At 43.9% G+C, this 23,586-nt stretch carries 26 protein-coding genes and 1 riboswitch; of the genes, 15 read left to right on the top strand and 11 right to left on the bottom strand.

The window, feature by feature from the left end:
• The first annotated feature begins 3 nt into the window (after window positions 1-3).
• Window positions 4-624 (top strand): DMSO/selenate family reductase complex B subunit, encoded by a 621-nt coding sequence (locus OCU35_RS06265; protein WP_261825862.1) that lies wholly within the window; start codon window positions 4-6, stop codon window positions 622-624.
• Between the two features lies 1 nt (window position 625).
• Entirely contained in the window at window positions 626-1,471 is an 846-nt protein-coding gene (locus OCU35_RS06270; protein WP_261825863.1) for a dimethyl sulfoxide reductase anchor subunit family protein, read from the top strand.
• Between the two features lie 84 nt (window positions 1,472-1,555).
• On the opposite strand, the gene OCU35_RS06275 is transcribed toward OCU35_RS06270, so the two are convergent.
• From OCU35_RS06275 to OCU35_RS06290, 4 genes are all read right to left on the bottom strand, one after another.
• On the bottom strand, window positions 1,556-1,906 hold the full coding sequence (locus OCU35_RS06275) for an EF-hand domain-containing protein (protein WP_102427316.1): 351 nt from the start codon (window positions 1,904-1,906) through the stop codon (window positions 1,556-1,558).
• Window positions 1,907-2,013: 107 nt separating this feature from the next.
• Complete coding sequence (locus OCU35_RS06280; RefSeq protein ID WP_261825864.1) at window positions 2,014-2,616, bottom strand: DUF3157 family protein; 603 nt, start codon at window positions 2,614-2,616, stop codon at window positions 2,014-2,016.
• Between the two features lie 138 nt (window positions 2,617-2,754).
• Window positions 2,755-3,330, bottom strand: coding sequence for a hypothetical protein (locus OCU35_RS06285; RefSeq protein ID WP_240696228.1), 576 nt, complete (start codon window positions 3,328-3,330; stop codon window positions 2,755-2,757).
• A 294-nt stretch (window positions 3,331-3,624) separates the two neighbouring features.
• Window positions 3,625-4,710 (bottom strand): DUF3179 domain-containing protein, encoded by a 1,086-nt coding sequence (locus OCU35_RS06290; protein ID WP_261825865.1) that lies wholly within the window; start codon window positions 4,708-4,710, stop codon window positions 3,625-3,627.
• 288 nt (window positions 4,711-4,998) lie between these two features.
• On the opposite strand from OCU35_RS06290, the gene OCU35_RS06295 reads away from it, so the two are divergent.
• From OCU35_RS06295 to OCU35_RS06315, 5 genes are all read left to right on the top strand, one after another.
• The gene (locus tag OCU35_RS06295; RefSeq protein WP_017030591.1) at window positions 4,999-5,466 is read left to right on the top strand and encodes a MarR family transcriptional regulator; all 468 of its coding nucleotides are present in this window, start codon (window positions 4,999-5,001) and stop codon (window positions 5,464-5,466) included.
• A 564-nt stretch (window positions 5,467-6,030) separates the two neighbouring features.
• Window positions 6,031-6,879, top strand: coding sequence for a GGDEF domain-containing protein (locus OCU35_RS06300; RefSeq protein ID WP_261825866.1), 849 nt, complete (start codon window positions 6,031-6,033; stop codon window positions 6,877-6,879).
• A gap of 272 nt (window positions 6,880-7,151) precedes the next feature.
• On the top strand, window positions 7,152-7,610 hold the full coding sequence (locus OCU35_RS06305) for a hypothetical protein (RefSeq protein WP_261825867.1): 459 nt from the start codon (window positions 7,152-7,154) through the stop codon (window positions 7,608-7,610).
• Window positions 7,611-7,745: 135 nt separating this feature from the next.
• A complete protein-coding gene (locus OCU35_RS06310) occupies window positions 7,746-8,552 on the top strand; it encodes a LysR family transcriptional regulator (protein WP_102382500.1) in 807 nt (268 codons plus the stop codon).
• Between the two features lie 261 nt (window positions 8,553-8,813).
• Window positions 8,814-10,127 (top strand): malic enzyme-like NAD(P)-binding protein, encoded by a 1,314-nt coding sequence (locus OCU35_RS06315; RefSeq protein WP_017027052.1) that lies wholly within the window; start codon window positions 8,814-8,816, stop codon window positions 10,125-10,127.
• Between the two features lie 93 nt (window positions 10,128-10,220).
• On the opposite strand, the gene OCU35_RS06320 is transcribed toward OCU35_RS06315, so the two are convergent.
• A complete protein-coding gene (locus tag OCU35_RS06320) occupies window positions 10,221-11,702 on the bottom strand; it encodes a carboxypeptidase M32 (protein WP_261825868.1) in 1,482 nt (493 codons plus the stop codon).
• Between the two features lie 78 nt (window positions 11,703-11,780).
• On the opposite strand from OCU35_RS06320, the gene OCU35_RS06325 reads away from it, so the two are divergent.
• Window positions 11,781-12,410 carry a LysE family translocator gene (locus tag OCU35_RS06325; RefSeq protein WP_017027050.1) on the top strand — a complete coding sequence of 210 codons (630 nt, stop codon included), beginning with the start codon at window positions 11,781-11,783 and terminating at the stop codon, window positions 12,408-12,410.
• Between the two features lie 79 nt (window positions 12,411-12,489).
• Here the strand turns inward: OCU35_RS06325 and OCU35_RS06330 are convergent, their stop codons facing one another.
• Window positions 12,490-13,023 carry an ATP:cob(I)alamin adenosyltransferase gene (locus OCU35_RS06330; RefSeq protein ID WP_065599847.1) on the bottom strand — a complete coding sequence of 178 codons (534 nt, stop codon included), beginning with the start codon at window positions 13,021-13,023 and terminating at the stop codon, window positions 12,490-12,492.
• Window positions 13,024-13,214: 191 nt separating this feature from the next.
• Here OCU35_RS06330 and OCU35_RS06335 point away from each other — a divergent pair, with 191 nt between their 5' ends.
• The 3 genes from OCU35_RS06335 to OCU35_RS06345 are packed head-to-tail and all read left to right on the top strand — an operon-like array spanning window position 13,215 to window position 15,939.
• A complete protein-coding gene (locus tag OCU35_RS06335) occupies window positions 13,215-14,114 on the top strand; it encodes an ABC transporter substrate-binding protein (RefSeq protein WP_102478144.1) in 900 nt (299 codons plus the stop codon).
• The gene (locus tag OCU35_RS06340) at window positions 14,111-15,160 is read left to right on the top strand and encodes a FecCD family ABC transporter permease (protein ID WP_261825869.1); all 1,050 of its coding nucleotides are present in this window, start codon (window positions 14,111-14,113) and stop codon (window positions 15,158-15,160) included. The genes OCU35_RS06335 and OCU35_RS06340 overlap by 4 nt, the downstream gene beginning before the upstream one ends.
• Window positions 15,157-15,939 carry a heme ABC transporter ATP-binding protein gene (locus tag OCU35_RS06345; protein WP_261825870.1) on the top strand — a complete coding sequence of 261 codons (783 nt, stop codon included), beginning with the start codon at window positions 15,157-15,159 and terminating at the stop codon, window positions 15,937-15,939. Before OCU35_RS06340 ends, OCU35_RS06345 begins: the two co-directional genes overlap by 4 nt.
• A gap of 29 nt (window positions 15,940-15,968) precedes the next feature.
• Here OCU35_RS06345 and OCU35_RS06350 read toward each other — a convergent pair whose 3' ends face one another.
• Both OCU35_RS06350 and OCU35_RS06355 read right to left on the bottom strand, forming a co-directional pair.
• On the bottom strand, window positions 15,969-17,372 hold the full coding sequence (locus OCU35_RS06350; RefSeq protein WP_261825301.1) for an IS4 family transposase: 1,404 nt from the start codon (window positions 17,370-17,372) through the stop codon (window positions 15,969-15,971).
• Window positions 17,373-17,718: 346 nt separating this feature from the next.
• On the bottom strand, window positions 17,719-19,104 hold the full coding sequence (locus OCU35_RS06355; protein ID WP_102542481.1) for an alanine/glycine:cation symporter family protein: 1,386 nt from the start codon (window positions 19,102-19,104) through the stop codon (window positions 17,719-17,721).
• Window positions 19,105-19,189: 85 nt separating this feature from the next.
• A riboswitch (glycine riboswitch) is annotated at window positions 19,190-19,296 on the bottom strand.
• Window positions 19,297-19,580: 284 nt separating this feature from the next.
• Between OCU35_RS06355 and OCU35_RS06360 the strand changes: the two genes are divergently transcribed.
• The 4 genes from OCU35_RS06360 to OCU35_RS06375 all read left to right on the top strand — a co-directional run bounded on the left by OCU35_RS06360 (window position 19,581) and on the right by OCU35_RS06375 (window position 21,645).
• Entirely contained in the window at window positions 19,581-19,739 is a 159-nt protein-coding gene (locus OCU35_RS06360; RefSeq protein WP_017027044.1) for a hypothetical protein, read from the top strand.
• A gap of 11 nt (window positions 19,740-19,750) precedes the next feature.
• Window positions 19,751-20,494, top strand: a complete 744-nt coding sequence (locus OCU35_RS06365; protein WP_240696227.1) for a hypothetical protein — start codon at window positions 19,751-19,753, stop codon at window positions 20,492-20,494.
• A gap of 61 nt (window positions 20,495-20,555) precedes the next feature.
• Entirely contained in the window at window positions 20,556-21,182 is a 627-nt protein-coding gene (locus tag OCU35_RS06370; RefSeq protein WP_102321732.1) for a LysE family translocator, read from the top strand.
• On the top strand, window positions 21,166-21,645 hold the full coding sequence (locus OCU35_RS06375; RefSeq protein WP_261825871.1) for a GNAT family N-acetyltransferase: 480 nt from the start codon (window positions 21,166-21,168) through the stop codon (window positions 21,643-21,645). The genes OCU35_RS06370 and OCU35_RS06375 overlap by 17 nt, the downstream gene beginning before the upstream one ends.
• On the opposite strand, the gene OCU35_RS06380 is transcribed toward OCU35_RS06375, so the two are convergent.
• The 3 genes from OCU35_RS06380 to OCU35_RS06390 all read right to left on the bottom strand — a co-directional run bounded on the left by OCU35_RS06380 (window position 21,637) and on the right by OCU35_RS06390 (window position 23,586).
• A complete protein-coding gene (locus OCU35_RS06380; RefSeq protein WP_261825872.1) occupies window positions 21,637-22,443 on the bottom strand; it encodes a Cof-type HAD-IIB family hydrolase in 807 nt (268 codons plus the stop codon). The two genes, OCU35_RS06375 and OCU35_RS06380, sit on opposite strands and share 9 nt — an antisense overlap.
• Window positions 22,444-22,508: 65 nt before the next feature.
• A complete protein-coding gene (locus OCU35_RS06385) occupies window positions 22,509-22,859 on the bottom strand; it encodes a DUF2750 domain-containing protein (protein ID WP_261825873.1) in 351 nt (116 codons plus the stop codon).
• Between the two features lie 130 nt (window positions 22,860-22,989).
• Window positions 22,990-23,586 carry an OmpA family protein gene (locus OCU35_RS06390; RefSeq protein ID WP_261825874.1) on the bottom strand — a complete coding sequence of 199 codons (597 nt, stop codon included), beginning with the start codon at window positions 23,584-23,586 and terminating at the stop codon, window positions 22,990-22,992.

The raw sequence follows: 23,586 nt of genomic DNA on the forward strand, positions 1-23,586 counted from the left end.
GTAATGAAACAATACGGCTTTTACATAGACTCAAGTAAATGCACAGGTTGTAAAACTTGCCAGCTTGCTTGTAAAGATTATCGAGACCTAGATGTTAAGAGCAACTATCGTCGCATTTATGAATATGCGGGTGGTGGTTTTGTTCAAGATGGCGATACCTGGGTGCAGAAAGATGTGTTCTCTTACTATCTTTCTATCGCTTGTAACCACTGTGCCAATCCAGCGTGCGTTAAGGTGTGCCCATCGGGTGCGATGCACAAGCGTGATGAAGACGGTTTAGTGGTAGTGAACGAAGACATCTGCATTGGCTGTCAACACTGTGCGAATGCGTGTCCATACGGCGCTCCGCAATACAATGCGAAGAAAGGCCATATGACTAAGTGCGACGGCTGTTACGAGCGTGTAGGTCAAGGCATGCAACCTATGTGTGTAGAGTCTTGTCCTCTTCGTGCATTGGAGTTTGGTGAGATTAACACCCTTCGTGAAAAATACGGTGCGACTGCTGATGTGGCGCCTTTGCCATCGTCAACCCAAACGCTACCTAACATCGTTATTAAGCTTAACAAGAATGCGAAAGCGACCGGCGATACTAGCGGTTTCCTAGCTAACCCTAAGGAGGTGTAAGATGATCTTTCACGAATGGTCTTTGATCTTTTTTACCGTTCTTGCACAAACTGCTGTGGGCGGATATCTGCTAGTCAGTGCGCGCGCTCTTGCTAAAGGTTATGACGAGGACAAGATAAACAGCTATAAAGTACCGATGTTTTTCCTTTGGGCAATCATGGGTATTGGCTTTCTGTTTTCTACCACTCACCTTGGCTCTCCGCTAAGAGCATTTAATGCATTTAATATGCTGGGCTCAGCTTGGCTATCCAATGAAGTCTTTTTTGGCGCAGCTTTCTTTACTGTAGGTGGCTTGCAATGGCTACTGTCTGTGCTTAAAAAGGGCGGCGCTGGTGTGCAGAAACTGCTGATGCTGGTGGCTATGGCTTTGGGCATTATCTTCATGTACTCGATGATCCGCGTTTACATGATTGATACGGTACCGACCTGGAACAACATCTATACGCCAATGAGCTTTGTGATGACCATTGTGGTTACGGGCTTGCTGTTCTCGCAATGGGTGATTGTGTTTGCAAACGATAGTAAGTTCACTGTCGATCGTAACATTGCAATCCTTGCGGTTATTGCTATTGGTATCAGCTTGCTGGCGACAGTGGGTAAGATGACGCTAATTGGTGATATTCAGTCATCAGTAGTCAAGGCTTCAGAATTGGTAGACGGCTTAGGCTTCTACTTGCTGCTGCAAGTGGCACTATTAGTGTTTGGTTTGCTGATTTGGATTATGCCATTAATTAACAAAGCGTCAGTAAACCCAATTAATCTTGGCGTTGCGCTGGTACTTATTTGGGTTTCTGAGCTTATCGGTCGTGGGCTGTTTTATAGTTTGCATATGACAACGGGTTTATAATTTATAGCCACTAGCTGAAAGCTATCAGCTACAAGTTAAAGAGAGTACTCAACATGTTGGGCACTCTCTTTTTTATTTCACCAGTTATGAGTTTTTTCCTCGACCACCTTTACTGTAACCTCCGTTTTTAGGCTGGTTTTGACACTCTGTTTGGTCGATATAACCGTCACCGTTTGTATCTAGGGTATCGAAGGTCGCCGCTTTAGAGACATTTTTCATTTGTCGTCCTTCGCTAGCGCGTTGTTGCATGCGCTGCGCTTTAAAAGCGTTGAATTCATCGGCACTCACTTTGTTATCACTGTTGGTATCCATTGCAGTAAAGTTAGGCATTGGACTATCGCTTTTCATTCCGCGTGCTTGTCCTGCCGCATTAACACCCAGTGCAATTGAAAGACCAAGAAGTGCTAGGATGGATAGTGTTAATTTGCTTTTCATGGCTCTGTCCTCGTTTGTTTGTACATCTTAAACATAGGTCCCTGAATGAATATCAGTGTAAGCTAATGTAAAGTAGTGCAAAGACATAGCTTGAACGAAAAAGCAGATTATCCTCGATGATCTAACTCACTGATTTCAGTAAGAATTTGATACTGTTCTTGTTGTGGTAACTCTATCTTTATCGTCGAGCCTTGCTTGGTCTGTTGAGGGCGAAGATAGGTGTCCGCCATGCGTTTGATAGAACGAAACGCCGCGTGTTCTTCGCTCGCAAGTAAGTTGCCTTGCAGGTCGTAAACATCAATCTTGAGGTCAGCCTTTATCACTGCCTGCAGACCATTGTTGGTGATCTCAGTGTCAATGACTAAATAGCCGTCATTCCATTGCGTACCGACAAGGTTAATCTCTACGCCTGAGTGCTCTACTGTAACTTGGGTATTGTCGCCATCAAGCACAACTATGCTGGCACCTGCGACCAAAGAAGTTGAGGCTGCAACGGATGTGGCCATTGGCGCTGCAGTAGGGAGGTCGCTTGAGACCACAGAGGTGGGGTTTGTTACTTTCTCATCACTGGAGACGTCTAAGTATTTCCAAGTAAAATCGTCGTTGAGTACAGCTTGGCGACCATCCTCCAATTGAACAACTTGCTGACCAGCATAGACGTTACTGACGAGCAATAGGCCAAGAAAAGAACTGCATCGGGTTAACTTCATTTACGCATCCTAGGGTGTGTTGATGTTTGCTGTTCCATTTTAGCAGTACATCGTTAGCCATATAAGGATGACGGAAACAAAAAAGCCTAACGGTTAAGTTAGGCTTTAGGTAATAAAAAGCGGAATTACGGCCCTTTATTATCGAGTAACGGGCATCTCTTCAGATTGATTGTCAATGGAGATAACCACGGCTTTGGTGTAGGTCATCACTACCTGGTCGCCAACAGAGACATTGTTTAGATTTTCTGGGTATTCAACCGGTAGAGTCAGTTCACCACCGTGCGGCTGTTTTAAGGTGACGTTACCCAAGGTAGTATCAATAGCTAAAATATCCGATACCACTTGAACTTGTTCCATTGCATCAACACTCTCTTTCGCCTTGTCTAAGTCACCAGAGGTTTGAATACGCGTCTCACCATCTTGAGTCTGTACATGCACTGCGACAGTTTCTGTATATTCAGTGGTCACAAAATCCCCAACCTTAATATCGTCAAAGCGAGTAACTTCAGGTGTTACGTATAGCACGACAATACGGTTTTGATTCTCAATGGTGACTGAGCGCTCGTCATAATCGATATCAATGACAGCGGCTGTGGTTGTGATGGTATTGGACTCTAAGACTCGCGTTTCAAGTACGGTATCACCCTTTTGTGGAGCGGTGGTACACGCCGATAATAAGAAAGCTAAAGCAACGATGGAATAGTGTTTGAACATGATTTCTCCAGAAACGTTTTATCAATAATACTCACTGACAAGAGCATCTTGTCAGGGTAGTTATGGGGTTTATTAATGCTTTAAAATAAAGCTTGTCTAATTTAGAGCCCTTGAGCCGCTTCGAAATAAATCCATCTATTAATACAGCAGAACATAAAGCCCCTTTCGTAGTGGGTTAGTGCTATATCTACTTATATAAATCAGAGAGTTAATTAGTCTCTCTAAAAGGTGTCACATTTTCGTTGTGCTCACAATAGCCCATAAAGAATATGGACTATTCCTAGTATTCATTAATTACTGAAGAACCTCAGACTCAGGGAAGTACTCAGCCCAAATACCAAAGTGGAAGCCGTTATGAGTAGGTACTTGCTGCATGGTTTCCGCGTTTACCAGACGAACGATACTGCCATCAGTTTCAATTCTTAGTGTCTCGTTGCCAAACTCAAACTGGTAACCATCGTTGTCGCGAGCAAAGTTAGGGTCTATCGCTATCTGCTGTCCTTCACCGTTATCGTAACCAAAGATCTCTGTCTTAGGATTCATGCGCTGATCAGTGAGCGACAATGTCGGGAAGATAAATTTTTCATTGTCCAAATCACGCTGATCGATAAGTGGTTGCTCGAATAGGTCATATAACAGACCATCAATCATACGGTCAGCACCATAGAGATAGACTTGTGCTTCAGGATATAACGCTTTTGCTTCTTCCCAATCCATCATAGTGTTAGGAATAACTTTGGTATTGTGGTCGGTAAATTCAGACTGCATGGTTGCTTGCTGGATAGCCGTACCGTTATTCACATCTTTAAATATCAGGTTATTGTGAGCTTGACCTAATACTTGTAAGTCAGCTTCGCCCAACCCGTAGTCTGTTTCCACAACCATAGCCAGATTGGACAGGCCGCAAAACGTAATAGCGTAATCGGTGTCTTCATTCTTCCAACCTGCAACGTGTGGCAACTGGATGTGGTAGCGAGGGAAAATACGCACTTCATCACCTTGCTTTACCACGTAGACACGCTGATCTTCGGCAGGGATCTTTTCATCCGCCTCTTCAACAGTGAAATACTCAGCGTTAAATTGTTCAGTAGGGAATGCCGTTGGCATTGCGTGAGACTCAGCCCAGAAAGTGAGGAACACACCAATAGTTGCTAAAGACATCAGCTTTCGGTTCCACATCTTCCACTTCTCGCTAAGAATCCATAAGCCTGCTAAGGCTATAAGTTGTAGCGTGATAAATACGGAAAGGTTCTTGTAATAACCCAGAACCCAGTCTCTTGGCACAGCCAGAGATTGGCCAGGTTCAGTCATTAAAATGGCACAAAATATGGCAATAGAAGCGAGTGCCGCAGCGTATACATTAAAGATTACTTTTTTCATGTAAGTCTCTTTTAGTTAATCGTTTTTGCGTCCTGCACTTTATGTTGCATCCTCAACAATATGCTCACTATAAATAAATCATGTTGCTTGTGCAACAATAAAATGAGCAATTTATGATCAAAGTTTAATTTGTACATATTATCAATAACTTAAATAGGATGTGGGTAAGGGAAGTACGGCAATTGTTCAGTGGTCTGAAAACAAGACATTTTCTATGATCTTTGCTATTGTTGTATAAACAACAATAAAAAGAAGAGTAAGACTTTCTTTTTGGAATGAGAACTCACTATGTCTACTGACTCTATTTTTGCAAAAGATCTACGCCGATTGCCGGTTCTAGAGAACAGCCCATTATTCTTGATGACGGTGTTAACCCGACTTCATCGAAACCTAGTTCATGGGAAGTTACGCGAGCACGCTGATGTTACTCTTGAGATGTTGCTAGGGATGCATATTATTTTTGAGAATCAGCCCATCAAGCAGCAAAGCCTGGCGGACTACCTCATGTACGATAGAAGTACGGCAAAACGCACTGTGGATAACATGGTAAAGCGTGGCTGGGTAAAGACAATGAAAGACGATAATAATCAGAAAACTAAGTTGCTTGCTTTGACTGAAAGTGGCGAAGAGATCAAAAAGGTGTGCAGTGAAGTGGTTATCGAAACCCGTATCGAGTTCATGGACTGTTTGACTGAAGACGAAAACAAAGAACTGACACGTTTGTGTACTAAAGCCTTGCTTGCCCATCATAAGTAGAGTGGACTGAATAACAAGTTTTGTTCAATGAAGGATAAAACGTTCTCTGAATGTGGTGTTATTGAGAGGACGGTTTTTAAAAGTGAGAGTAGGTCAGGGCACTTGACCTTAGAGTGTACGGCTTACCGTGTTTACTCTTCGATTTGATGACTTGCTGCTCTATGACTGTTTCACCGGGTTTAGAAACTGTGATATAGCGGTTAATAGACTCCCTGTTAATTCAGTTTCAGTAACAATATGATGATGTTTCATGTGCTCTCCTAAAGAGTGACTGCATGGCAAACTGCCTAAATTCATTCTCTGTTTAAGTAGATCAGCCAACAAATAGATACAGGGGCATCTACTAGTAACACGCTGCGAGCTATAAGATAAACTTTAAAACAATCATTTCCTTCCAGAAGTGTGAAGGTCAATTTGCTACATTTGTAACAAGGTATTAAGATTAATTTCTTATCTAGTCGAGACCTCAGTGTTTAAAATGACCGAATTCAGTGTTTTCCCATTTCTTAAAAATAGGCTCTACAAACCAATACTTTCACTTTGTATTGGTTAGAGCGATCTTTTATGAACTATCTATTGATAGCCATTAGTGCACTGTTTCCTGCCTATTTATTCCTTAATTTTCAAATTCTTGATAAAACGAACTTTCTGTTGGAGTCCGCTTCTTTAATTTTGCTGACAACGATCTATGTGTTCGGTCGTACCACACTTGAATACACTGTAAAGCTGGGTCTGCTGTCATTAATGGCTTGCAAGTCTTATGAGTTCTTAGAAGAGGTATATCAATTTCAGTCGGTCACCCATGGCAATGTATTTGTAGATGTGTTTGTAGGTGATGTATTGGCCTTGCTTGGCCTCGCGCTCATTGCGTATGGTATTCACAATATGTTCCGCAGGCAAAGGCGCATGGCTGAGATAGAACCGTTAACGAATACCTTCAATAAGCGAGCAATCGAACAATTGTCCAAAAAGGAACTAGAGCGCTCATTGCGCTATTTGACGGACACCTCAATGATCCTTGTCGATATTGATCACTTTAAAAAAGTAAATGATGAATATGGGCATCAAGTGGGTGATCGGGTCTTAGTCTTGGTTGCAGAGCATTTGCGTAAGGAAACTCGAGGCTATGACTTACTGGCTCGCTGGGGCGGGGATGAATTTATTATTCTGTGCCCAAATACGTCACCAACTGAGGTTGAAGAGGTCATGACTAGGCTACAAAAATCAATACCACTGCCGGTTGAAGGTGCACCCTTTGACGTCACTTTAAGTATTGGTGGTACTACCGTTCCACCGTTGGCAGAAAATCAATTTGAGCGTTTATTCTCTCAAGCCGATAAGGCGTTATACAAAGTGAAGAATAATGGCCGTAATAATCGATGCCACTTTCATGATCTGTCGTATGATATCTAACTTACGCTAAATGAGTTTCTGAACTGACCACGCTCTCTCCATCAATAATGAACGTTTACATTTGCAATCCGCTCGGCCTTTTATCCGCATTCCTATAAAACTTTGATAGTGAGTATAAGTAAATCCCATTAATTCTTTTGCTTTAGTTAGATAAGATTATCCCAAGTCGCAACGAAGACAATTTGTTGTCAGCATATTGGAACAAGGGACGGTTCTTTGAAGTATTAAACCTTTAAGAGCAAATACTCTTAAAACTAACGCAGAGATTTATTATGAAAAAACTTCTTCCTCTTTTAGCTCTATTTTTTATTGTTGGATGTGATGAGTCAGAAACGACAGCGCCTAACGATCGTCCTGCAATTGAAAATCCAATCGCAGTTGACCCAGGCTTTGATATTCCAGTAGAAGGAGAGGAAGAAGGGATTCTGTATTATCATGAGAATGATTATTCAGGAGAGTTCATTAAGAACGGTATTGTCATTGCGAGCACAGATATTAATGGTGATTTGCTGGATATCAATGACAATCGCATAGGTACTGCTGAACATTGGAACCGAGACTCAGAGCATAGGCCTATAGGTTTAGTCTTTACTTTTGATGAAAGATTTTACTTTGATGGGAATGTATTTGAGCCTAGATACTCAGACGGTACTGGTGAGATTATGCGCTACCATACAGACAGAGATGTTTACGATGGCGCCGTAACCATTGCGGTGATACGACCTCAATAAAGTAGACACCTAATAAAAGAGAAGGGCACTTTATACTTTGCTATATTTGGCGCCTTTTTTGTTAAGTGCGAGCTTCATCCGACATACTCCTGAAAACATCACTAAGATTTAGATGTATTTAAACAAGGATGTTGTATGGATTTAAAACTACTGCAGGTCTTTAAAGCGGTGTACGAACAAGGCTCACTATCAGCCGCTGCCGATTACCTTGATGTGACGCAACCTGCCGTAACCGCCTCAATAAAGAAGCTTGAAGCCGCGTTGGATTACCAACTCTTCATTCGTAGTGGTCGCAGTATCTCTCCCTCTCCAGATGCTGTGCAGCTCTATGACAATATTTATCGACATATCGATGCCATACAGGCTTGCCTTGCCCCAAAACAAACACTCAACGTTTATGCCGCTGAAACCGCTTATTTTCTTTTGGGTGATGTTCCGAACATTGGCCTTAAGGAGTCGCCTGCCTACGAGGAGCAAATTTACGCCGATCTACGAGCTGGAGTTGTAGACATAGCGATTGATTACTTTTCTCTGAAAGAGAGCGCCTTCGTTTATGAAGACGTATTAGAGGAAACATTAGTGGGTGTGCATAATTCAAAGTCATCATTTACGTATCAAGAGTACATGGAAGCTACGCACATTCTTGTCAATATAAGACGACATAACCAAAGCATCGTTGAGCTATTTGGAAAGTTAGGCAGTCGCCGTGTGGGGTCAACGGCAAACGGTACGACCAATGCCATCATAGCAGCGAACAAAACCAATAGTGTTACGGTGACAACGCGTAGCCTTATACCTTTTGCTAAACAATTGGGTATGGTGGCGTTTGATTTACCTTTTGAAGCCAAGTCCATCGGGGTGAAACTCACCTACCATAAGAGATATCAAAATGACCCTCTATTCAAATCGATTATTACCAATATAAAGCAAGAACTGAGCTGAAAACAGCAAGTCTGAACATGCTCTCTGAGAGCTCATCATGCGAATTAACTCCCAAAGACTAGAGTTCGTCTGTCGCTGGATACTAGCAATCTAGCCTAATGTTTCTAGTTATCCTGCTCTTTTGTATAAATCTCATCCTTTAGAATAAACACTCTATTGTGTTTGCTAGATCACAATTATGTAACAATTCTAACTGATTCATATCTTAGTCTGTAGACTTTGTAAGACCTTGTTTTACTTAAGTCATAATAAGAGATTTGTATGCATATTGTAGAGATTTTATTGGTTGAAGCTCCCCACAAACCCGGTTATATGGCAAAAGTTTTGGGCGTGATTGGTGCCTTTGGTGCAACGGTCGAAGGGTTGAATGCCGTTTCGCGTCTCGATAAAGAGACGGTGTGGGAAGTGACTCTTGAATATGATGATTCATTGAATATTCAGCAGCTGTTCGACGAGATAAATCAGTTGCCAGATACCTCAATCACAGGTAAATCAGACCGTGTTTTCAATCGTCATAAGCAAGGTAAGATTAAAACCGTCTCTGCGATTAGCATCGATTCGTTGGAAATTCTTCGTGACTTATATACACCCGGTGTAGCCCGGGTCTGTGAGGCAATTCAGCAATCTCCGAATAAGATTAAGGAGTACACCAATATCCAAAATACCGTTGCAATTGTGACTAACGGTACCGCTATCCTTGGGCTTGGTGATATAGGGCCAGAAGCAGGGCTTCCAGTGATGGAGGGTAAGGCTGCGATTCTAGCGGAAATGGTCGAACTTTCCGGAGTGCCTATTTTGCTAAAAGAGAAAGATCCTTTGAAAATTATCGAAGTAGTGGAAGCGATTTCTTCATCTTTTGGTGCTGTTTTACTAGAGGATATTAAAGCACCAGAGTGCTTTACAATTGAAGATGAGCTAATCGAGCGGGTCAACAAACCAGTCTTTCATGATGACCAACATGGTACCGCTATGGTTGTACTAGCAGCACTTCTTTCGGCGACTAAACAAGCCAATATCGATCTTAAAGGGAGAGTATTTGGTCAGATTGGACTAGGTGCTGCTGGGATGGGAATCTGCAGTTTGCTACTAGAGTATGGTGTTAAAGAAGTGGTAGGTTGTGATTTAGACCAAGATGCTCAGAAAAAGCTTCGCGGTATGGGTGGCCAGCCTATGAGCTTGGAAGAGGTGATGATGACTGCGGATGTGGTAGTGGCCACAACTGGAGTAAAAGGCCTTATTAAACCAGAGATGGTCAGAAAAGGGCAAATAATTATGGCGTTGAGTAACCCCGACCCAGAAATAGAACCAAGTCTAGCGATAGAGCATGGTGCTAGCTTTGCAACATGTGGCAAGGTCGTGAACAATATGCTGGCGTTCCCGGGTTTATTTAAAGGTACCTTGGCCGCGGACGTTCCAACAATCACTCATCAAATGAAAATCGCAGTATCAGAAACCTTATCTGCATTAGCATCTAATGGTGATCTTGTCCCTGAGGCTCTGGATAAGGAGATGCATGCGAAGGTGGCAGATGCGGTATACCGCGAAGCAATAAAACAGAGAAACGAATATCTGTAGGTAATGTGTTCGTACATGCTCGTTTAGGTGAAGACAAAGAGTCACCTACGAGAAAGCGTGTCAGAGCACCTAGATTAGGTGCTCTGAACGAATTTACAAATAGCGATTTTTCAGATGCTGTTTGAAATGAATAGGGTTCAGTGTCTCACCTGTCGCGGCTTTAACCAGTGCATCGGTGGTTAATAAGCTCCCCTTTGACCAAATGTTATCTGACAACCAAGTGAAGATAGGGCTTAGGTCTCCGGCATGAAGTGCGCCATCAACATCTACGGTTTTTCTCATAGCCGCCATAAACTGCGCCGCGTACATAGCACCAAGCGTATAACTTGGGAAATACCCAAAGGCACCATCGGTCCAGTGAATATCCTGCATACAACCATTCTTATAGTTTCCAGCAGTAGACAGGCCTAGATAAGACTGCATCTTCGAATCCCATAATTCAGGAACATCTTTGTAGCTGATCTTGCCATTGATGAGGTCGCGCTCTATCTCAAAGCGAAGAATAACGTGGGCTGGGTAGGTGAGTTCATCGGCGTCAACGCGGATAAAGTCTTTTTTAACGCGTGTGTAAAGCTTGTTCAGATTACTAGGCTCAAAGAGTGCCGGATCATGAGAGATAAACTGCTTAGTGGCCATCTGGCTTAGGTGACCAATAAAAGGAGCGCTGCGCCCAATTTGCATCTCAAAGAACAAGGACTGTGATTCATGGATCCCCATTGAACGAGCTTCACTCGCTGGATTACCAGAAAGAGAGGAAGGTAAGCCCTGCTCATAGCGCGCATGACCTGTTTCATGAACAATGCCCATCAGCGATTGCATGAATTCTTTTTCATCGTAGCGGGTGGTAATCCTTACATCCTCTGGCACGCCGCCACAGAAAGGGTGTACGCTTTCATCGAGGCGCCCGTGTTTAAAATCAAACTGAAGTAGCTTCATGACCTCAAGGCCCAGCGCTTTTTGTTTTGAGGTGTCAAAGGTGCCCGTCGATTCAATAATTGCTTCAGTACTTTGTTTAGCAATAACCGTATCTATTAAGCTTGGAAGCCAAGATTTTACATCATCGAAGATTTGGGTAAGTGATTCGCTGTTTGTCCCTGGCTCAAAGATATCGAGCATGGCATCGTAAGGAGATAGGCCACTGGCTTCGGCGCGTATTTGCGCTTCTTCTTGAGACAGTTCAACCACAGGTTGCCAGTTTTTCGAAAACCCCTGCCAATCGTCGTTACCTCTTTGCGTGCGCCACGCATGCTCACACTTAGAGCCTGCTAACGATTTCGCTTCTACCAGCTTGGCGGGCAGTACGTTAGACATAAGCCAGCTTCGCTTCATCTCTTGAAGTACGGCGCTGTCTTGAGCTGATAGCGGTTGCTCAGAGGCTTTGCCAAACCACTCTTCTAGTTGTGGCTCGGTTTTTAAGCTGTGTACATGCACGGATAGCTCTGCCATGGCACGAGAACGGGCTTCATTGCCTCCACTTGGCATCATCGCCGCCGCATCCCATCCGCAGATTGCCGATAGGTGGTTAAAATTATCAATCTTTTGGAAATGGTCTTTGAGTGATTGAAATGCAGACATATCTCTTCCTTAAGGGTGTTGAATTGGTTTAGACTAGCAAACTTCCTGCTTCCAACCTAGCCAGCAATAGAAAATCCAATGCAGATTAACGACTTATATACCTTTATCGCCGCAATGACCTTGTTGACCATTACACCGGGGTTAGACACCGTATTGGTGATAAGAAATACCAGTCGAGGCGGTAAGTGGGATGGCTATGCTACGAGTCTAGGGATTTGCTTAGGGTTATACCTTCATGCAACTTGGTCCGCGATTGGCGTTGCCGCCATTATTAGCCAAAGTCCCGATTTGTTTAATGGTATCAAGATTGTGGGTGCGGCTTACTTGATCTATCTTGGCGTGTCAGGGGCTCGTTCCTTACGTCGCGGTGTAGGCGCATTGCACATCGACAGCAGTGAAAAGGGAGTATCGCGTTATATTTCTCTTAGGGAAGGGTTTCTCTCGAATGTGCTAAACCCCAAAACCGCGGTGTTCTACCTTGCGTTTTTGCCACAGTTTATCGACCAAAATGGCAACCTTTGGCTGCAATCTATGTTTCTTGCTTCAATACACTTTGTAATAGCAATGATGTGGCAATGTGGGTTGGCCAGTATGCTTGATAAGGCCAAAGCCTTGTTAGCAAACGGCAAAACTAATTACCGCCTGCAGATGTGTACCTGTGTGGTGTTGGTTGCGTTAGGAGCGCAGCTGATGGTGAGTAGTTTCTAGCTACTAGCTACTAGCTACTAGCCACTAGCCACTAGCTATCAGCTTGAAGCTTGAAGCTAGAAGCTAGAAGCTGATAGCATTAAGGCTTGGGTTTCGCAGGATAATTGATACTGACGTACTCTGGTTCATCAATACCCATTTCTTGGTTTAGTACTCGTGTTAAGGCAAAAAAGTAATTCACTAGCAGGTTCGCAAATCTCGGCAGAGTTTCTGGGACATTCTTCCCTGATTTTTCTACTAATACCAGTTGTCTAACTACCTTTTTAGACAGACTGCGGCAGTAGTGCAGCTGCACAACAGGGCCCGTTCCTCTTGGTAAAACGAAACGCTTTTGATCATCGGCGACGCTATTTCTAAAGAAATGGTACTCCTTAGTGAGCTGTTCTATATCGCTCTCAAATATGCCATTTTTTCCACGTATAGACCCATTGAGATGAAATATCTTTGGTTGCAGTTGGTCTAGAGATTTGCGTATCTGAGCATTTTCTATAGCGGTGAGCGCTAACCCAACGACAGTACATAGTTCATCTGTGAGAATCTCAAAATCACAAAGTGGGCTTTCTTCAAAGATGAATGGATAAGCTAATTCATCGATATTGCCACTGAATTTCATTTATTCGTCCTTTTCGGCTTACAATTAGACTATGTTTCAATGCGTTAGTAGAGAAACATTGTTACTCTATGTCCCAATCTGATATCTAATCACTGTTATTCGATAAAATCACGGATTACTTCAAGTTTTTCACGTGAAGTAGACAGCATCAAGTGGTTAGTTTCTGAATAAAACAGACTATGGAAAGTATTATGCGCGTCTTTTTGTTACTTGCTTGTTTTTGTGCGTCAACGGCATGGGCGAGTTTCCCAATGACGGTCACGGATGCAAGTGGCACTGCGGTTCATCTGCCTTCAGCACCACAAAAAATCTCATCGAAATCCTTATTCAGTGATGAAGTGTTGCTGGATTTAATAGAGCCCCAGCAGTTCAGTTCTGTCACCAATCTAGTGGATGATAAACACTTCTCTGCAGTAGCAGGAAAGATGCCAACGACAATCCCTCGTCTCGACCTCAATGTCGAACAAATCTTAGTCAATCAACCTGACCTCGTGTTTGCCGCTAATTGGAGCGATGCAGGTCGCGTAGAGCAGCTTCGCGCCGCTGGAATTAGGGTCTTTCTATTACCTACACCATCAACTTATGAAGAGATAAAACAGCTGATCAAGCTGGTGGGTAAGATGGTCGATGAGCAAAACAAAGCGGAAGCCATGGTGACAGAAATGGATCGCCGACTAGAAGAAGAGCTCATATTTACCAGTCATCAATATAAGGTACTCGATTACAACAATTGGGGAACATCGAGCACTCGCCAATCAACGTGGCAGCTCATTGTCGATAAAGCCGGTTTCAAAAACTTGGTCTCTGATTTACAGGCGGACAAGTTTGGACAGACCCCTATGTCTAAAGAGTTGCTGGTGGCGTTAAATCCCGAAGTACTATTTGTCCCAGGCTGGATTTATGGCGACGAACAGGGCGCAGAAAACTTCATGAATCAGGTAATGACGGATCCCGCCCTAAGAAGCATCGACGCGATTAAGCATGGCGACGTTTATCCAATACCTGAAAATCTACGTGGCACTTACAGCCAACATATCGTAGAGACCATTTTGTTCGTCAACAAAGCGGTACTAGGAGCGCCAGCTCCATGATTGCAGATTCGAGCCTGCCAAAAATACGACTTTACAGTTATGGATCTTTGTTTGCACTTTTGCTTTCTATTTGGTTTGCACTGACTTTAGGCGCTGTTGATATTGCTTTGGCGGACTTATTTGCATTTTTAAAGCTGTGGCTTGTTGAAGGGCAAGAGGTTGCGAGCTCACAATATCCAACGTTGTCAGCCATCGTCGTTCATATTCGCTTACCCCGTGTTGTCGCTGCAATTACCGCTGGCAGTGCGTTAGCCCTTGCCGGCGCGTGCACGCAAGGCTTATTTCGAAATCCTTTGGCAAGTCCAGATGTTCTTGGCGTCAGTGCAGGTAGTAGCTTTGGTGCGGTGATTGCCATTGCGACTGGACTTTCTTTATCCAATCCATTGTGGACACCTGTGATAGCGAGTGTAGGAGCGTTGGCTTGCGCCATGTTTGTCTATGTACTGGCGAAAAACTCAGGCAATGGTCAAACCCTCTATCTTATTTTGGCGGGGCTAGCGCTTTCATCCCTGCTGGGCGGCGCAACCCTCGGCGTGCTTCTATTTGCTAGGCAGTATGAGGTGAATCAATTTGTTTTTTGGACCATGGGCGGCCTAGAAGGGCGCTTATGGCAACATATTGCTTGGCCATTGCCGGTCATCATATTAGCGTCTGTCTGGCTCTTAAAACGTGCAAGTTGGCTCAACACTCTGTCTATTGGCGATGAAGCGGCTCACGGGCTGGGGATGAACGTACAAAGAAGTCGCTTTGCTTTATTGCTGTGCGCCTCTTTACTCACCGCTATGTCCATCGCCATTGCCGGTCCTATTGGATTTATTGGCCTGATGGTACCTCATCTCGTTCGAATGCTGACGGGGGCTAATCACATCAGTTTGTTGCCATTGTCGGCGCTATTTGGGGCAATTCTTTTACTCGTGTGTGACTTACTAGGACGCTACTTGATTGCTCCCTATGAAATAAAGGCAGGTATCATCACCGCAATCTTAGGTGGACTTTATTTCCTATGGCTAGTGGTCAGAGTGCAAAAACAAGGTCGATTGTTATGAGTAAACCTCGTCTGAATACAGTTGAGCTTTGCTCGCAAATTAATGGCAAACCCATCTTGCAAGGGATCAACTTTGAGGTGGAAGCCGGCGCGTTAATAGGTGTTATCGGACCCAATGGAGCGGGTAAGTCGAGTCTGTTAAAGCACTTAAGTGGTTATTTAACACCATCTTCCGGCAATGTCTTTATCAAAGGGCAATCGTTAGGAGCGCTTTCTGCAAGTGAACGCGCCGCCCAGATCAGTTATTTACCTCAGTCCAATCGCGTTGAGTTTCCTTACAAAGTCACTGAACTGGTATCCCTTGGATTGGTAAATAATGCCAGCTTAAGCATCGAAGAAAAAAAGCAAAAAATAGCGCAAGCCTTAAAGAGACTCGATATAGAATACCTGGCCGATAGAACGGTGGATCACCTCTCCGGAGGCGAGCAACAACTGGTTCATTTAGCGCGGATTTTGCTTCAAGACACACCCATCATATTGCTTGATGAGCCAAGTGCTAGCCTAGATATTGGCCATGAAGCCCAATTAATGAATATTTTGCACAGTTTGGTAAAAGAGGGGAAGACGGTCGTCGTCGCGCTTCATAATCTAAACACAGCAGCAGAGTTTTGTGATCGCCTAATGTTATTGCAAAACGGAAGATTGGTCGCAGATGGAAAGCCAGACAAGATACTGACGCAAGAGTTAATAGAATCTATCTACCCGTATCAGGTTCAAGTATCGAGCAATACGATGACAGGTAATCCGAATATTTTAGCGGTGAAAAGATTGAAAAGCTGATAGCTGATAGCTGAAAGCCTGTCTCTTGATCACAAGTCGAGTCCTTTGAGCATTTCATAGGATTCGACTAGTTGCATTAGCTGTAACCAGCCATCCCATAATGCTACAACTCCCACACGACCATTCCGTTTACTATCATGCCAGCGACCTAACTTGGCGAGGGCGTAATATCCCCAATGCAGTGAAGGGGGCTCTGTTGGTATTGGCTTAGTTTTGTGCGCCGCTTTCCATAGTATTTTCCAACTGACGTTACTGAAATAAACCGTGCATGGAATATTCTTCGCCTCTTCCTTGTTTTGCGTCAGTTCCCGTAACTGAAATAAACGTACTGCGATAAAGGCTTGAATAACGGCTACACGACGTAAATTATCACGACTTTGCATACGCAATCTTTCTACTTGTGTACCTTCTGATTTCCAGATTTTATGAAACTCCTCTATGCGCCACCTTAGTTCGTAGTAGCGAGCTATTTGACGAGCTTCTTCGGGAGTTGTCACTGGTTCGGTCGTATAAAGTACCCAGCGTAATTTACCTTTTTCGCCGTTGGGTTCGACTTCTTGGCAGACCACGGCATTTACAGTAATAGTGGCTTCTGCTTTAGCGCGTTGAGGCTTTTGCAACGTCACCGATGTATGACTCAATGCTATCGTTGCGGTTCGCGCTCGACGTCCACCTTTCTGTTGAATATCTATGGTGTAGTGAGCGCTTGGTTCAAGGGCATCGAGTACTGTAAAAAGCTTTTCATCAAAGCCGACTAAGCGTCGATTGTCGCTTGCTCGTACGACAAAACGGTGACCTTGACTGATTTGATAGTCTAGGTATTCGTACATATCCGCTTCGCGATCACAAACATCAATGACATTGTCGAGTGTTTCAAGTCGTGATGAGAGTTGTTCAACATTATGTTGCCATTTATAACTCTCTTTTTCGCTACGCTCTCTGCATTGTAATTGATGGGTTTGTTGTACTTGCTTACTTTGTCGGTACCAATAATGTTGATAAGCCAACCCAAGCACTTGTTCACTCTGAGCATCCAACATCAATGTGGAATGAGCATAGAGTGTTCGTCCTTTATTACTGTGGCGGGTGTCGCTCCCTGAATTGACTTCGCCGAGTTCTTCACAAACAGAATGGCGGTAGCTCAGACCAGTAGTATCTTGGAGTGCTAAGACTAAAGGGCGCTGACGAACTAACTCGTCAGTTTGAGTGTACCCAGCCTCAGCAATGGCTTCGGGGCTGATACTATCGTTACGAATGAAGCGGTAAGCACCTTCGATACTGGCAGGGTCATCACAAGAACGACTCACCGATTTACCAGCGTTTTTAGCTAGATCACTGGCTACTTTAACCAGGCGGTTAGTGCGACGAGGATCGCCAAGCTGTGCACGACCAAAAATAAATTCAGCCCAGTGCTCAGAGTTGGAAGTAAACATAGAAAGTGTGACCTAATAAGCTAAAAGAAGTATTAGATCACACTGAGATTAGATAACAAGACTTGTGTATGAAAGTCAGGCTGAAAGCTGCTAGCCGCAAGTTGCAAGCCTCGAGCTTACAGCTGGTCTCTAATCACAAGTCGACTTACCTCCAATATTTCTACCATCAACGTCATCCTCGAGTGCTCTTATCGGGGATCTCTCGTAGCAAAACCAAGATTGCCGATAAGAGACTTCGACAATGACGCGTCTGTAGTTCATTAATTCATTGGCTATGAATGTCAGGCTGATAGTTTTCAGCTATCAAAAAGAAGCCCACTATCTTTCGATCGTGGGCTTCTTTTATTTATACCGAACTAGTAGCGACCTTACCGGGTAGGGGCTGACTGAAAAACAGTTTAGTTTCAGCTATGACCACTTGGCGTAGAGCAATCAAACCAATAAGGTTGGGTACGGCCATTAAGCCGTTAACGATGTCGGCGATAAGCCAAATCATATCTAGCTTCATAAATGCGCCGGAGAATACCAAGGCGATAAACAGCACTTTATAAGGCAGTATCGCTTTAGTTCCAAACAGGTAAACGACACAGCGCTCACCATAATAGTTCCAACCAAGAATGGTAGTAAACGCAAAGAACAACAAGCCAACAGATACCAATATAGGGCCCAGCGTATCGGCGTTTAGACCAACAGCAAATGCGTGTGTGGTCATCATTGCGCCAGCCAGATCCGTTTGCCATGCGCCAGTGATGATGAGCGCTAAGCCGGTCATGGTACAGATGATGATGGTATCGAAAAAGGTGCCTGTCATTGAGATAAGTCCCTGACGAGCACAAGAATCCGTCTTAGCTGCCGCAGCGGCCATTGGCGCACTGCCTAACCCTGACTCGTTCGAGAATACGCCGCGAGCAATACCGGATTGAATAGCAAGCATCACGCTCGCACCAAAGAAGCCACCGCTTGCTGCAGTCGGCGTAAACGCTGAGACGACAACTAACTCAATCGCCGACAATATCTGGTCGCTATTATTCACCAGAATACCCAAGCAGGAGACGATATAGATCACTGCCATAGTGGGAACGACCTTACCCGCGACGCGTGAGATGGATTTAATGCCGCCTAAGGTCACCATAGCAACGAGTACAGTTAGAACAATGGCCGCCATGGTTCGATCAGCGCCTAACGTCACCTCTGAAGCATCTAAGATGGCATTCACCTGAGGAAAGGTACCGATACCAAATAGAGCAACCCCAAGGGCAAATACGGCAAACAGTGTGGCGAGTAGTGGCGATTTAACACCATCACGAAGATAGTACATTGGCCCGCCAAGCATGCCACCTTTGTCATCGGTGGTGCGGTATTTTACTGCAAGTAGACACTCGGCATATTTTGTCGCCATGCCAAATAGAGCAGCAAGCCACATCCAAAATAGCGCGCCTGGCCCGCCAAGTTTAATCGCTGTAGCAACGCCGACAATATTACCAGTACCGATAGTGGCAGATAGGGCAGTACAGAGTGCAGCAAAGGCGGAAACATCGCCTTTAGACTTGGAGTCACCGGATTTGGTGAACACCATCTTTAACGCAGTAGGAAGGTGCCTAAACTGAATAAGACCTAGGCTGAAGGTAAAATAAACCCCAGTACCCACTAGTAAGATCAGCAGCGGCGGGCCCCAGACAAAATTGTCGATGGATTGTAAAACAGAATGTAGCGAAGATTGTGAAAATGGCATGTTTTCCCCTTAATAAACAACATATAAGGAGAAGAGTGAACGCGGATCAATAGAACAAAATTAACAGAAAAGTAGTTAAACGCAATTTCACTCCTCTGTCCTTTTGCCTGAGAGTTTCACCCTAAAAGGGCTTGCTCCTTCGGCGGCCGATTGCTACAACAAAGTAGTACGGCTCTCTCCAGAGATTCCTCCAACTGCAGTCCTCACTTGTTAAACAAGAACGTATAAACAAGAACCTGAAAGATTTACTTCTTCGGTGGACGTAATAAAACGTCACTCTCCTGCAGTCTTCATCGGAACTAGCGTTAAAAACGCTAGGTGTGTAAGTAAATTACTTACAGGCGGGTAAACTAACATAAATCATTACAGTTTCAAGGGGATAATAGAAAATTCTTTTGTTCTAGAATAAATAAAACAAATACTTAACTGATAGACTTAACGTAGAACTGATATTAAACGGATTTTGAGGAGGTAAAATGACGCGTTTACTGGCTATCGTTATATTGATTGCCCTAGCTTTTCTGTTTGTACGGTATAACACCAACGAAAAGCTACAGAAATGGGTCGTTATAGTGTTATCTGGTGCCTTCGTAGTCTACACTGCGGTGTTGATGATTACTGAATTGATTCACTAATGGAGAAGTGTGTGGTTGATAAAAAAAATGTATCCAGCATGTTCGCTCGTGCAGGCAACACAAAAACTACGGTTTTAGCCGGCGTTGTTTGTTTTGCACTTGGAGCGGCAGCGGGGAGCGCGTTTATTTCACACAATACCAATCAAGAGATCATTGTTGAAAGAGAAAACCACCAAAAATTCATTCAAGAGCACTCAACATTAGTATCAGAAAACAATCAACTTCGTTCTGACTTGTCTGAAGCAGAGCAAACCCTCACCACGACGAACGAGCGTGAACAAAAAACAGCGCAATCTGTGACTGAATTTCAAGACAAGTCAGTAGAACTTCGAAAAGAAAATCAAAAGCTTTCAACTGAACTCAAGCAGCTAAAAAGCACACTTGAAGAGCAAGAAACGGCTGTGGAAGAACTGACCGCAAGCAATGAAGCGCTGAAAGAGCGCACTGAAATACAAAATAACGTTTTAGAGACCTCTAAAGTTTTCTTCCAAGACCAGCTGCGTTTACAACAGGAAGTCAATGAGCTTCATACTCAGCGCGCAAAACTCATCAATACCCTCAATAGCCTTGTTAAAGAGTGTCAGATTTATTTGGATGGCACGAGTTGGGATGCTAAATCAGACTCTTGCGATCGTAAGAAAGTTGCTTCTGATAGACTTAAGAAGATCGATGAGAGTATCGATGCTAAACAAGCTAAAATTGTCAAAATCGATCAAACTAGTGAAGCCATAGGATTGCAGAAAAAATCGCAATAGGGGTTTACCTATCAGAATAAATCAATAGCATAGAGTTCTACTTTCGTTATTGGATCACCTAATGTCTCTCGATCTCTGGCTCTCGCTATTTGTCATCTGCTTGCTTGGTGCCATGTCTCCAGGCCCCAGCCTCGCTACTGTCACTAAGCACACATTGGCGGGCGGTAGGCTTAATGGTCTTGCCGCAGCATGGGCACATTCTATTGGTATAGGCTTTTATGCCTTTATCACTGTCATTGGCCTAGCGGTCGTACTGCATAAATCTGAAGGGCTTTTTGTCACCATTTCACTGTGTGGAGCAGGGTACCTTGCGTATTTAGGGTATAAGTCACTGACATCCACTGATGGTATTGCTAGCACGTTAGAAAAGGGTGAGGCGGTAAGCATCAAACAGTCTGCAAAGGAAGGGCTGTTAATCTCGCTTCTTAGCCCAAAAATCGCTTTATTCTTCATTGCCTTGTTTAGCCAGTTTGTCGCTGTAGGGGAAAGCACTGGAGCAAAAGCAACCGTGGTGATGACCCCATTAATTATTGATGGCCTTTGGTACACCTTTATTACGCTAGTGCTATCAAGCCCTATATTCTTGGAAAGGTTACGTAACAAGGGCAAGCTTATTGACCAGATCTCGGGTGTGGTGTTAATTGCATTGGCTGTTAGGGTGGTATGGCAGAATGTCGCTTACTTATAGCATTAACAGAGCCAAGCAAGCTCAGCGAGTCCCCGTACTCGAATTATGGCGTGCTCTTTATCAATGGCATCATCAGCAATGTGCTGAACTAATCAAAAAACCTTGTCCCATAGAGCTAGAAGCTGAACTAGACAATTACCTGACTACCCCAGAGTGCGCTGTGTTTGTTGCAACTCATGATGATGAAGTGTGCGGCTTTATAGCTGGGCAGCTTTATGAGTTGGTTTCGCCACTAACAAAGTCTGAATTAATTGGCAGTATCGATCAGTGGTATGTCGCTGAAGATCATAGAGCAAATGGAGTGGGCCTAGCTTTGTTTGAACGTATCGAACAAGAGTTTGTGGATTGCGGCGCCAAAAGGCTGAATGTAGAGGTATGGGATTTCAATAATAATGCGCTTGAAACCTATAACAAGTTAGGGTTTCAAACGCATCTTCGCTGCATGACTAAAGCTCTAGGCTAATACAAACTTCTCGATGGCTTTTGCCACACCAGAGTTGTTATTGGTATCGGTAATATAGTCCGCTAAAGATTTGGTTTCTTCATCGGCATTTTGCATCACGACCGCAAGCCCAGCATATTTCAACATGTCATGGTCATTGCCCGCATCGCCAATACACATCACTTCACTTTGCTCAATTCCAAGGTGCTTTGCTAACGCCTTAACACCTTCGCCTTTATTACTGAGCGGGTTATTGAACTCTAGGAAGAAGGGAGCGCTGCGTACAACAGAGTAATCGTTCATAAGTGCTTCGGGAACACTGTCTGCGATAGGTTGTAAGATCTCAACAGGGTCTACTAGCATGGTTTTGACGATTGGATGATCATCTTCCAATGTATCGAAGTCCATTAGAGTAACGGTGAGATCGTTGATTTTTGCTTCATGTTGCGTGTAGTGGCTATCGCGAGGGGTAATTAACCCATGAATCTTACTGAACGCATGATAGTTACAGCCGCGCTCTTCTGCGAACTTGGCAACACGCTTAGCGTCTTTACCGGAGGTTAAACATTCGCGAATGACTTCACCTGTGCCAATATTTTGAATCATTGCGGCGTTGTAACAAAGAACATAGTCCTCGTTACTGTTCATACCGAGTTTTTCTAAGCTATCCACCATACCTTGCAGTGGGCGACCAGAAGCTAAAACAACGGTAACACCTTGTTTTTTAGCTTGTGCGATGGCTAGTTTGTTTTGCTCTGAGATAACCTTATCGGTATTGAGCAGTGTGCCATCCATATCGATAGCGATGAGTTTATACATGATTTATGACCTACCTAAAAACAAAAATCCCCACCAAGAAATGGCAGGGATAAAATAAAACGTATTTAGATGTAGAGTTTAGCCAGCGCTTCCGACTCTACTTCTTTGCCTTCTAGTTCAGCATTCCAGTTAGTACCGATGAGAACGCCATCTTCTGATAGAGTAATTAGCCAATCTTCAACAAAGATGTCCAGTGGGATTTCCACTACTTCAAAATCTGCCCACTCTTCAACGTTGTGGTACTGTGCATCGGCTTTGTCAGACCAAAACGGCATAACTTCAGTTTCAGCAAACTCGCTAGAGTCGCAAGCTAGCCAACCGTCTTCGTTTTTTAGACCCCAAACACGATTGTCTTCTTTGCTTTGTTCAACAAACAATTCTAGATTTTTCTGAATATCGTTGCTCAATTGGCTCATGGTTATTTCCTAACAGTGTGATATGCGGGCTATTTTAGCATGCTTATTCTTTGCATGGCACAAATTACAGTCCAGTAGATAAAAAAGCCGAGCAAATGCTCGGCTAGTATCTAAGCGTGCTGTGTTTAGCTTACTTAGGTAGCTTGGTGAAGATGGTCCATTCCTTGATAAAGTCGCCCTTAAAGCCAACTACGGTGGCTTCTACGCGACGTTCTAAAGCTTCATCTGTAGGGGTATCATCTTCCACTTCGTCTTCACCATAACCGATAATGGTGACTCGATTTGGTTCTACGCCAAAGCCAATCAGTTTATCCTGAACAAACAGAGCTCGGTTTCGTGATAATTCGAGGTTGTACTCACGATCACCTGGGTTACTAGCAAAGCCTTGGATTTCGATTGAGGTTTCAGGGTATTGTTTTAGGAACTCTGCCATCCCTTGAATCTGTCCTGAGAACACAGGATTCACTTCAGCTGAATCATTCTCAAATAAGATCTTCAAGGTTTGTTCTTGAGCTACTTCAATAAGCTCTTCACAACCGTCGTTGTTAACCCGAGCACCTTTTGGCGTTGTAGGGCATTTGTCACGAGCGTTGATCACTCCGTCGCCATCGAAATCACGAAGGTCGGCTTGTTGTTCAGGAAGAGGTGTTTCGATGTACTCTTCGGTATCGTTGGCACAGCCAAATAGTGCTAGTGAAACTGCTGAGGCTAGAAATAAGTTTTTCAT

The organism is Vibrio breoganii, assembly GCF_024346795.1.
Classification (GTDB): domain Bacteria; phylum Pseudomonadota; class Gammaproteobacteria; order Enterobacterales; family Vibrionaceae; genus Vibrio; species Vibrio breoganii.